The sequence below is a fragment of the Oceanirhabdus seepicola genome, from assembly GCF_023684385.1.
Taxonomy (GTDB): Bacteria; Bacillota; Clostridia; order Clostridiales; family Clostridiaceae; genus Oceanirhabdus; species Oceanirhabdus seepicola.
Window position 1 is genome coordinate 1 of sequence record NZ_JAGSOJ010000007.1, and the last position, 11,486, is coordinate 11,486.

Below are 11,486 nucleotides of genomic sequence, written 5' to 3' on the forward strand. Positions count from 1 at the left end.
CATTAAATGAAACTCAAAGCATACTTCAAAGAATGAGAGAATTATCAGTACAAGCATCAAACGATACTAACGTTACAGCTGATAGAACTGCTATAAAATCAGAGATTGACTCATTATCATCAGAAATCGATAGAATTTCTAGTACTACTCAATTCAATGAAAAGAATTTATTAAATGGAGATTTAGAAACGGATGGAGCTAACTTACAAATAGGAGCTAATTCTGACAGCGCTTTAACTCTAGAAATCAATATAGATAATATGGGTTCTGCATCTTTAGGGGTAGATAGTTTAGCAGTGACTAATAACACAAGTGCCAAAGCGGCTATCACTTCTGTAAATACTGCTATAAAAAGTGTTTCAACTCAAAGATCGAAACTAGGTGCATATCAAAATAGATTAGAACATACTATATCTAACCTTGATAATGCTTCAGAAAACTTACAGGCTGCTGAATCAAGAGTAAGAGACGTAGACATGGCAAAAGAGATGATGAACTTTAGCAAAAACAATATATTACAACAAGCAGCGCAATCAATGTTAGCCCAAGCTAATCAATCTCCACAAGGTGTGCTACAATTGTTAAGATAATTTTAATAGTTGATTTTTAATATGTTTTTAAATTACATTTTTCTATAAAGAACTAGAGGGTTTTCTCTGGTTCTTTATTTTTATACACAATCTTTTATAAAGTTATTACAAAAAAATACGATAAGTAAATGAGTGAAGATTACTGAATGAAAGGAATACATATAATGAAGCTTAGCATTGCTATGATAGTTAGAAATGAAGAAAAATATATTGAGAACACATTAAAACCATTGAGGCAATTAGAAAATTATATTGATACGGAAATAATAATTGTAGATACTGGTTCTACAGATAAGACAGTGGAAATTGCTAAGAAGTATACAGATAAAATATATTTTCACCAGTGGAATGATAATTTTGGGGATATGAGAAATAAATCAATTAACTATTGTACAGGAGATTGGATAATGGTAGTTGATGCTGATGAAGTACTTTATGATGTTGAAGAATTAGGTGATTTACTTAAAAGTAAGAGGTTTATTCAACATAACAGCGCTCTTATTAAAATAATTAATTTTAATAAAAGTATAGAGAATTCTATAAAAAATGGATATATATCCCCATTGCTAAGACTATTCAAAAAAGATACTGTAAAATATGAAGGTGTTGTTCATGAACAACCGCAAATCAAACATCCAATAATTGATACAAATATACGTTTTGTTCATTATGGATATAACAGTAGCGATTATGAACTTATGGAATATAAATTTCAAAGAAATATAAAGCTTTTATTAGAAGAATTAAAAACGGAGCCAGATAATATATATATAAATTTTCAAATTGCAGTAAGTTACGATATGCATAATGATTTAAATGAGGCTCTAAAATATATAGAAATATCTTATAATAAAGCAAAAGGTCAATTGGATAATTTTATATATGTTCTAGATAAATATTGTTTTATTTTATATAAACTTAAAGAGTATTCTTCATTAATACCTAAAATTAAACAAGGAATAAAATATCGTAAAGATTTTCTCGATTTTTATTTTTACTTAGGAGAAGCTTATTATAATTTAGGTAAAAAGGATGATGCTATAAAAGCTTATAAAAAATATTTATATTATTTTAATAAGTTAAAAGAAAACTTATTAACACCTTGTACTACGTTATCGATACTTACAAGAGGTCATAAAGATAATGTACTGTATAATTTAGCATTATGTTATTATAAAAATAAGTGTTATCAAAATGCATTAGCTACTATAATGAAAGTTGAGAATAAAGATTTGTTAAAAGATAAAACGTTCTTTATACTTAAAATTATAGTTGAAGGAAAACTTTGGAATGAGATTGGTAAAATAGATGATTTTGTGGATAAATTAAATTATGAAACAATTTTAACATATATTCATAAAGAAGTTTCATTAAAAGATTTAGAAATTCTTAGTAAAATGGATTTAAATAAAGAATTAAGAGAAATCATATTTTTAGTTTATTCATTTAGAAAAAATGGAAAATTAGAGCCAGATTCTATAATCATAATAAAAGATAGAATATTACAAAGTAAAATTCCATACTTTACTTATGTTTATTATTTATTAAAGCATGATATAATAGAGGAAAGTAGATTTTTTGTATCTTATGGGAAAAGTAAATTTGAAAACATTCTACTTAGCTTATGTAGAGAATATTTTGATTTTAATGGAATTCTATTGGAAGCTTTAAAGAAAATAAAACCTGACAATTTCACTAATGTCATAATAAGAATAATTATGCAAAAAACCTTACTTTTAAGTGGGAAATTGCCTTTAGATAAGAGAAAAGAGCTATTCTTGACTTATATTGCGGAAAGTTACTATTCTATATTAAAAACTTATAATAAGCATGTAATAGAAGATAATGATTGGATGCTCTCATCTGAGGAGAGATTTATTGTCAAATTGAAGGGGACATTACAAAAGAAATATGAAAATTCAATAGAGTATATTAAGTCTATTAAAGAAATTTTGCAAATAGAAAAATCCTATGTGAATTATATAAAGCTTTTAATTGAAGAGCAGAAACAATACACCGCAAATGATGAAATTAGAGCTTTTATTCCTGAACTTGTTAATAGTATACAAGGGCTTATAAATAGTGAAAAATATCAAGAAGCGTATAATACTATTAACGAAGGTTTAGATCTAGTTAAGTTTGATTTTGATTTAATGGTAATAAAATATTCGCTTTTATTAAAGTTTAATTATGAAGAAGAATCGATGTGTTGTTTACAAGATATTATATTATATGGACAAGAAAAAAAAGTAAAAAAATTTGTAAAAGAATTTTTGAATTAATATTATAAAAATTTACTACCGAAGAGGGGAGAGTATTTAGATGAAAGTTGTAATACTTGCTGGAGGTTATGGAACTAGAATATCTGAAGAATCTCATTTAAAACCCAAACCTATGATTGAGATTGGTGGGAATCCGATATTATGGCATATAATGAAATATTACACTTATTATGGTTTTAATGATTTTATTATTTGCTGTGGATATAAAGGGTATGTTATAAAAGAATATTTTGCAGATTATTATTTGCATAGGTCAGATGTTACATTTGACTTTACACAAAATAATAAAATGACTATTCACTCAAATGTTGCAGAACCTTGGAAAGTAACTTTAGTTGATACGGGGCTAGATACTATGACGGGGGGAAGGTTAAAAAGAGTTCAAAAATATGTTGGAAATGAAACTTTTATGTTAACTTATGGCGATGGAGTATGTGATGTAAATATTATTGATTTATTAAATTTCCATAAAGAAAGTGGTAAAATTGGAACTTTGACTGCAATACAGCCAGGTGGAAGGTTTGGAGTATTAGATATTGGAGAAGATAATTCAACAATCACATCATTTGTTGAGAAAGCTAAAGAAGATGGTGGTTGGATTAATGGTGGATTTATGGTTTTAGAACCGAGCATATTTGATTATATAGAAGGAGATTCGACAATATTTGAGAAAGAACCATTGGAAAGTTTGACAAGAATTAACAAATTAAATGCTTATAAGCATCATGGATTTTGGCAATGTATGGATACTCAAAGAGATAAGAGACTTTTAGAGCAATTATGGGTTGAGGATAAAGCTCCGTGGAAAAAGTGGTAACTATATAGAAAATGGCTTAGGAGGGGATATAGTGTTTAAAATAAGTGTAATTATGCTTACTCACAATCGTCAAGATTATGTAGCCCAAGCTATAGAATCAATTAAGAATCAAACTTTTGAAAATTACGAATTTATTATTATTAACAATGGATCTACTGATGGAAGTGGAAGAGTGGCTGAAAAATTAACGAAGGATGACTCTAGAATTAAGGTAATAAATTTGTCTGCTAATTGTGGTATTGGTGCTGGTAGAAATAAAGGATTAGATTTAGCAAAAGGTGAATACATAACTTTTATAGATGATGACGATATAGCAGAGCCTGATATGTTAGAATTTTTATATGATCTTGCAATAGATAATGCTGCAGATATATCTATATGCGGTTCGATAAAAGAAGCGAATGGGGAGATATTGCCCAATTATGTATTTGATGATTACTTGATTATGAATTCAGCTGAGGCAGTAGTAGAAATGCTAAAACGTAAGAAGTATAATGTTGGTATGCCTACGAAATTATTTAAAAGGAATTTATTTGATAAAATTAGGTTCTTAGAAACAGGAAATTATGAGGACATAACAGTGGGATATAAGTATCTAGCAAATGCAAACAAAATAGTTGCACATGGATTACCAAAATACTGTATTCGTAGACATGAAACTAATAATTCGGCATTTACAACAAATGATAAACTACTAAATCATAAGCAACTAGAAGAGTATTTTTCTGCTTTTCGCGAACGAACGGAATATATTTCGGACTTATTTCCAGAAATAGCGGATTATGCTCACTACAGTGAATGGTCCTATATGATTTCAATGTGTAATAAAATAGTGACTAATAATTTAACTAACTGTCAAAAACAATTAAATTTTATAAAAAGAGAGTTAACTAAAAATTATTGGGAGTTTTACAACAGTAACTATATACAAGAATTTGAAAGAGAGTTCATGAGAAAATATATACATGATGATATGAAAAGAGTAATCTAGGAATATTTTATTATAAGAATATTTGTAAGTATGTAAAGATTAAGAGTGGAAAATTTGTTAGATATGAAAATGTTATTTTATATGGTAATAATTATTTGAGGAATTGATCTTAGTATATAGAAAAATTTTTACGCTATTTTAATTACACAAAATGGAGAAGAGGAATTGAAATGAATGAAATAACTAAACAACATTCGGTTTATCAAGAAAAACGAATTATTTTAGGAAAAGAGGTACCATTAGAAAGTCCTTTATCAATTGTAATAGATACAAGTGAAGTTTGTAACTTAAAATGTACTTATTGCTTTAGAGCTCATAGCGAAAGTAGAGATTCATCTTATGTTTGGAAGAATAATGTTATGTCATGGGAAACGTTCCGATTGATTGTTGAGCAAATTAAAATGTTCAAACATAAACCTAAAAAAATTTCCCTTTCTGGACATGGTGAACCACTAATTAATAAAAAATTACCTGAAATGGTGGAATATATAAAGGAAAATTTACCAGAAAGTAGTGTTGAGATTCACACAAATGGAACATTGTTAACAGAGAAGTTTGCCATTGAATTAGCAGAATCTCAAATCGATAAAATAAATGTTTCATTGCAAGGTGTTACTGCTAAAAAATATAAAGATATTTGTGGTGTGGATATTGATTTTGATGCTTTTTTACATGGAATAAGAACATTATATACTCATAAATCAAAGACCAAAGTAAACATACAAATCGTAGATATTGCAATAGAAGATGATGAGAAACAGAGGTTATTTGATTTATTTGAACCGATTTCTGACAATATTGTCATTAATCGTACAGTTCCTTTGTGGAAAAATGTAGATTATGAGTCAGTATTAAAAGAGACAGCAGATGATGTGAATAAGTATGGTAAAAGTGTTCAATACCAAAAAGCTTGTTCATTTGTTTTTTACACTCTAGTTATTACACCAGAAGGAGATGTTTATCCTTGTACTCAGCACACCATGGGTTTACTCCTAGGTAATATTCAGAATAAAAATCTATATGAGTGCTGGAACTCTAAAGAACGAACAGAATTTCTAAAACAGCATATAAAACATGGACGAGTTAGCATAGATGATTGTAAAGATTGTTATATAGCTCAAAACTCTATTATGACACAAGAAGATTCTTTAAATGATTATTTGGACGAAATAAGTACTAGAATGGATAGGGGTGAGTTTAATATTGACAAATAAAAGGAATTTCGCTTGGCCGGTAACTATTATGCCATATGAAGATTATATTGCATTGAAAGAGTGTGTTGAGAAACATAGGGATCTGTTAATAAATAAAGAAATAATAATATTTGGAGCAGGAATTCGAGGTTCGTTGTTTTGTAAGTTGATGGAAAAGTTCGGTTACAACCAGCTTCTTTTTTGTGATAATAACCCTGATAAGTGCGGAGGATATATAAATCAATATGAAATTCATTCACCTGAATTAATTGAAGAAAAAAGGGATAATGCCATAGTATTAATATCCGTTGAGAATGGATATTCAATAGAGAAGCAATTAGAGAAAAGTGGATATATTAAAAATAAAACCTATTTTTTTGTTGAGTCTTTAATATATCCTAGCTATATTGAAGAGTTTTTCAGAATTGATCCTATAGAGATTTTATTTTTAGGAGACTGTGGATTATCGCAAATTTCAATAAATGACACTAATCATAATAACCTTGGTCATATGATAAAAAATTCTTTTGGAGAAAAAAGAGCTAAAGTATTAGCAATGCATGGAATGGGAATACGCTCGTACTACAATATTTTAAAAGGTCAGCTACATTTAGGGATAATTCCTAAAGTGGTGGGATTAATGGTTAACTTTGAAGTTTTTACTGGAAAGCATCATCTACTTCCGCGTACACAACATGTAAACTTATTTGGTAAAATTTTAGATGATCTACAAAATCCAGAATTTGAATTAGTGGAGTACCATCAGCTTATAGAAGAGCGTTTTAATAATTTTAAGCTAGATGTTTCCTCAAACTATCAAGGAGATCATTTGGAAAATAATCGACGTATGGTTTTGCGTATGAATTATATGTATAACATAAAGAAAAATACTGAAGATATGGAATACTTAATTAAAATTTTGGAATTGTGCAAGGACAAAGGAATTCGAGTGCTTCCATTTATTCCCCCTGTTAACTATGAATATGCATTTGAATGTATTGGAGAAAAGTTTAAAGTAGCATATGATACCAATTGTGAAAAGATGAAAGCGTGGGTTAGAGAACAAGGGGATGAATTACTAGATTTAAGTTATATTTTAGGCTCGGAGTATTTTGCTGATCCAAAAACAATTGATGAGACTGCTAATGCCAAGGGAAGACAAATGATATTGGAAGAATTTTTGAAGGCATTGAAATAAACTGGATATATAGTTTAGGAGATGGAATTTATGATACATAATGTAATAAAATATCTAGAAGATTCTGCAAAACGCAGACCTAATAATATAGCTATTTGCAACGAGAATATGAAGTTAACATTTCAAGAACTTGAAATTGAAGCAAAAAAGATAGCTACTAAAATCATTGAAATAAATAGAGGAATAACTAATAAACCAATTGCTGTTTTTACTGATAAGACACCAGCAAGTATTGTAGCGTTTATGGGAATAGTACTTAGTGGAAACTACTATGTTCCAATTGATGCATCTATGCCTATGGAAAGAATACTAAAAATAGTAGATGTTCTTGAACCTTCTATGTTGATTAGTACTTCTAGGTATACTAAATTGTTGGATGCATTTCAAGATATACCTCAATTGATAAGTGATTCGGAATTTGCATCTCAAATTGATGAATATAAAATTCAAACGATAGTAAAGAGGAGTATTGATACAAACCCATTATATGTATTATTCACTTCTGGCTCTACAGGAGAACCAAAAGGGGTTGTTGTAAGTCATCGTGCAGTAATTGATTATATTGAATGGCTTTCTGAAATTTTTGATTTTGATGAAAACACTATATTTGGTAATCAAGCGCCGTTTTATTTCGATAATTCAATTTTAGATATTTATTTGACGCTTAAGCATGGATGTACATTAGTGCTCATTCCTGAAAGATATTTTGCTTTCCAACGAGAATTGATTAGTTTTATGTATAATTATAAAGTAAATACAATTTTTTGGGTTCCTTCAGCATTAAATGCTTTATCAAGATATAAATTAGAACAGAATCAGCTCTTACCAGAGCTAGATAAGGTTATGTTTTGCGGAGAAGTTATGCCGGTTAAAATACTAAATTCTGTTAAAAGACTTTTTCCAAATGCTCTATATGTGAATATGTATGGACCAACAGAAATAACTGATGTCTGCAGTTACTATATTGTAAATCGTGATTTTCATGAAGAGGAATCCTTACCTATTGGTATGCCTTGTAATAACACAGAAATTTTGGTGTTAAATGAACATAATCAATTAGTTGAAGAAAACGAAGTTGGAGAGTTATGTGTTAGGGGAAGCTCTTTAGCACACGGTTATTATGGCAACTGGGAAAAGACTGAGAAAGTTTTTGTGCAGAATCCGCTTAATGATAAATATCCTGAAAGAATATATAAAACAGGAGACTTGGTAAAATATAATTCATTAGGAGAAATAATTTATATCGGTCGAAAGGACTTTCAAATTAAGCATTTAGGACATCGAATTGAGTTAGGAGAAATAGAAGGAGCTTCTATCTCTGTTAAAGGTGTGAAAGAGTGTTGCTGTGTCTATAGTCATATTGATAAGCAAATTCGTTTAATCTGTTCCATAGAAGAGCAGCTATCAGAACAGGAAATATATAAGAGCTTAATGAAAAAGATTCCTAAGTATATGTTGCCTGGAAAAATACGAATTGTAGATCAAATCCCTAAGACGGCTAATGGGAAAATTGATAGAAAGAGAATTAATCAAGAGTTTGAACAGATTTAGGAGGTGACTGAAGATGACGGAGATAATGAAGGTAATTAAAGGCTTTATTGAGGAAATAAATGAATATATAGATATTGAGATAGATACCCAGCTAATAGATGAGGGGATTCTTGATTCGCTTGGTATTATGGTGCTTATTAATGAGATAGAGGACTACTATGGAATAGAAATTTTATCTAAAGATATCCAAAGTGAGAACTTCAAGAATTTAGTTACTATTGAGAGTTTAGTGAAACGATATAAGGGGTGATGGTTTGGGAGTTAAAATTCAACAAATAAACATATGGAAAGAATTGAAGGAAACTGAACTACCGATTGTATTATATGGTGCAGGTGGGCAAGGGCAAAGAGTTTTTAAGTATCTGAGAAATAATGGGATAAATCCTGTTTGTTTTTGTGAAACCAAACATGAAAAAGATTATAAAATCTTTGATGTTGAGGTATTGAGTTATTTTCAACTGAGAAAAAGATTTGAGAAATTTATCTTGATTATTTCTGTATTACCTAAAAAAGCAAGAGAAATACTTCAGTACTTAGAACAGAATGGAGAAAAAAACACTGTAATTCCTTTATGTATACCTTATAAGATTGAAGATGCATTTATCGAGGAAGAAATTGATAAAGAGAAGCTGGAAGAATTTAATTTAATATATAATTTGTTTGAAGATGATCTATCAAAAAAAGTATTTAATAAATTAATTCATTTTAAAAGATCTGGAAATGGTATGAATTTGTTGGATGATATCGCAGGGGATTCTTTTTTTGATGACCCAATTTTACCGAAAAAACACCAATATTGTTACATTGATTGTGGAGCCTATACTGGAGATACAATTATAAAATTTCTTCAATTTAATGGTTTACATTATGAAAAAATAATTGGTGTAGAAATGGAAAAAGGTAATTTTCGTTCATTAATGAACTTTATTAATTATGCTAAACTGGAAAAGGTAGGTCTTTATAATTTTGCATTAGATGATAAAAAAGGATATGTTGCTTATTATACTAAGTCCGATTATAATTTTTTTAATGCAAATTTATTTAGAGAGTTTGATCAAGTTTCATCAATTCAAGAAAAAAAGCTAATGAAGGAAAGTGGAACTAAAGGTATTAAAGAGCTTGTAGAAGCAATAACTTTAGATGAGTTAGTTGAAAAGGAAGAAACAAAAGGATGCCGATTTGATAATACAATCATTAAGTTGAATGCTATGTGTGCTGATTATAAAATAATAAAGGGGAGTCAAAAGTTAATTAATAAATATAAACCAATATTCATTATAGACTATGGTACTTCACCTGAACACATTATCGATATACCATTACTCTTAAAGAGTATTAATGAGAATTATAAGTTTTACTTAAGACAGAAAAACGTATTTGGAGATAGTAAAAGTATATTATATTGTATATATAAGTGAGCATCCACCTCTGATGAGGTGAAAGTATTTCTATAATATTTTTACTATTTAATTTAGGAAAAGATTTTTATTTAGCTTTAGAATAATATTATAATGATTAAAGGAGATTTTTATGAAATACGCGAATATTAAAACTGATCAATTTTGCGATAATAAAACAGAGAAAAAAATTTGTAATATAGGGGATTTTTTGCAGTTTATAATTATTGACTCCTTGTATGACGAAATGGGTATTAATAAGGAAGAGGTTATTCGTATAAATTTTAAAGATATTAAAAGTTATAGAGGCGAATATATAGCCTTACCATTAAATTATTCAATTTTTAATGAGAATTTTATGACGGATGGTAAGTTTGATTTTCCAGACCGCATAGTACCTATATTTTTAGCATGTACGTTAACCACTATAGGATTGAATGGTAGGAAATTATTGGAAGATGCTCATAATGTTAGGTTTTTAAAGAGACATGAGCCTATAGGATGCCGTGATGAGTATACAATGACAACTTTAAGGGAATTTGGGATTGAAGCATATCTATCAGGGTGTTTAACAGTAACATTGCCTAAAACGCAGTATACAGATAATGAAAGGGAAGGGGTATATTTCGTTGATGCTCCCTATTCAATTAAAAAATATCTTCCAGAAGGAATGTTAGAAAAAGCTGTAGTTACTACTCAGCAATATTACTTTTCAAATGAGTGGTATGAAAATCCAAATAGAATTTTTGACTTTACAAAAGATAAGTATAAAGAGTATTCAAAAGCTAAATTAGTTGTGACATCAAGAATGCATGTAGCATCACCTTGCATTGCAATGGGAATTCCAGTGATTTTAGTAAAAGATGATGTGGATTATAGGTTTGGCTGGATTGATAAATATATACCGGTTTATTCTTATGAAGAGTTTTCGAAAATTAATTGGGAACCTAAACCTGTAGAATGTGAAAAAGAGAAAGCTATACTTAGGAAAGCAGCAATAGGAAGAATTAAAATGTGTATAGATAAGTATCAAGATATTTACTTTGTAAGTCAGATGTATGAAAATACTGAACATAAAAAATTAAAGGATTTTTTTGGTGTTACACATAAGAATTTTAAAATTTTAGATCGTTACTTTCAAGAGTGTTGGGATGAGAATAGCTATATTGAATATGCAATTTGGGGACTAACAAATGCGGTAGATGAAATCTACGAATATATACAAGACAAGTATCCAAAAGCCAAATTAGTAAAGGTAATTGATAGTTTTAAAAACACAGACTACAGAGGAATAAGGACAGAAAAACCTAATATTTTAACTGGAAAAGATTCGTATTATACAATTGTAGCGAGTGTAGGTGCATCAAACGATGCAAAGATGTTGTTTGAAAAAATTGGGAAGAAAGAAGAGATGTACTGCTTGTTGGGGACTGCATTCTTGTAATTGACTTAGGAGATTAGGAGTGA

At 28.9% G+C, this 11,486-nt stretch carries 10 protein-coding genes; all 10 read left to right on the forward strand.

What is annotated here, in order from left to right:
* Positions 1 to 590 (forward strand): flagellin (locus KDK92_RS23120; protein WP_250861797.1); only part of this gene is annotated, 590 nt, incomplete at its 5' end.
* Between the two features lie 146 nt (positions 591 to 736).
* Positions 737 to 2,872, forward strand: a complete 2,136-nt coding sequence (locus KDK92_RS23125; RefSeq protein ID WP_250861798.1) for a glycosyltransferase — start codon at positions 737 to 739, stop codon at positions 2,870 to 2,872.
* 40 nt (positions 2,873 to 2,912) lie between these two features.
* Positions 2,913 to 3,689 (forward strand): glucose-1-phosphate cytidylyltransferase, encoded by a 777-nt coding sequence (gene rfbF, locus KDK92_RS23130; protein WP_250861799.1) that lies wholly within the window; start codon positions 2,913 to 2,915, stop codon positions 3,687 to 3,689.
* A gap of 31 nt (positions 3,690 to 3,720) precedes the next feature.
* Positions 3,721 to 4,680 (forward strand): glycosyltransferase family 2 protein, encoded by a 960-nt coding sequence (locus tag KDK92_RS23135; protein ID WP_250861800.1) that lies wholly within the window; start codon positions 3,721 to 3,723, stop codon positions 4,678 to 4,680.
* 170 nt (positions 4,681 to 4,850) lie between these two features.
* Positions 4,851 to 5,894 carry a radical SAM/SPASM domain-containing protein gene (locus tag KDK92_RS23140; protein ID WP_250861801.1) on the forward strand — a complete coding sequence of 348 codons (1,044 nt, stop codon included), beginning with the start codon at positions 4,851 to 4,853 and terminating at the stop codon, positions 5,892 to 5,894.
* Positions 5,884 to 7,071: a hypothetical protein gene (locus tag KDK92_RS23145; RefSeq protein ID WP_250861802.1), complete on the forward strand. Its 1,188-nt coding sequence runs from the start codon at positions 5,884 to 5,886 to the stop codon at positions 7,069 to 7,071. The genes KDK92_RS23140 and KDK92_RS23145 overlap by 11 nt, the downstream gene beginning before the upstream one ends.
* Before the next feature lie 30 nt (positions 7,072 to 7,101).
* Positions 7,102 to 8,622, forward strand: coding sequence for an amino acid adenylation domain-containing protein (locus tag KDK92_RS23150; protein ID WP_250861803.1), 1,521 nt, complete (start codon positions 7,102 to 7,104; stop codon positions 8,620 to 8,622).
* Between the two features lie 13 nt (positions 8,623 to 8,635).
* Positions 8,636 to 8,872, forward strand: a complete 237-nt coding sequence (locus KDK92_RS23155) for an acyl carrier protein (protein WP_250861804.1) — start codon at positions 8,636 to 8,638, stop codon at positions 8,870 to 8,872.
* 4 nt (positions 8,873 to 8,876) lie between these two features.
* The gene (locus tag KDK92_RS23160) at positions 8,877 to 10,040 is read left to right on the forward strand and encodes an FkbM family methyltransferase (protein ID WP_250861805.1); all 1,164 of its coding nucleotides are present in this window, start codon (positions 8,877 to 8,879) and stop codon (positions 10,038 to 10,040) included.
* Positions 10,041 to 10,152: 112 nt separating this feature from the next.
* Positions 10,153 to 11,463, forward strand: a complete 1,311-nt coding sequence (locus KDK92_RS23165; protein ID WP_250861806.1) for a polysaccharide pyruvyl transferase family protein — start codon at positions 10,153 to 10,155, stop codon at positions 11,461 to 11,463.
* The last annotated feature ends 23 nt before the right edge of the window (positions 11,464 to 11,486 follow it).

Excerpts from the sequence above, each read along its gene's own strand:
- KDK92_RS23150 (WP_250861803.1), top strand. The coding sequence starts at position 7,102 with ATGATACATAATGTAATAAAATATCTAGAAGATTCTGCAAAACGCAGA.
- KDK92_RS23140 (WP_250861801.1), top strand. The coding sequence starts at position 4,851 with ATGAATGAAATAACTAAACAACATTCGGTTTATCAAGAAAAACGAATT.
- rfbF (WP_250861799.1), top strand. The coding sequence starts at position 2,913 with ATGAAAGTTGTAATACTTGCTGGAGGTTATGGAACTAGAATATCTGAA.
- KDK92_RS23165 (WP_250861806.1), top strand. The coding sequence starts at position 10,153 with ATGAAATACGCGAATATTAAAACTGATCAATTTTGCGATAATAAAACA.
- KDK92_RS23155 (WP_250861804.1), top strand. The coding sequence starts at position 8,636 with ATGACGGAGATAATGAAGGTAATTAAAGGCTTTATTGAGGAAATAAAT.
- KDK92_RS23125 (WP_250861798.1), top strand. The coding sequence starts at position 737 with ATGAAAGGAATACATATAATGAAGCTTAGCATTGCTATGATAGTTAGA.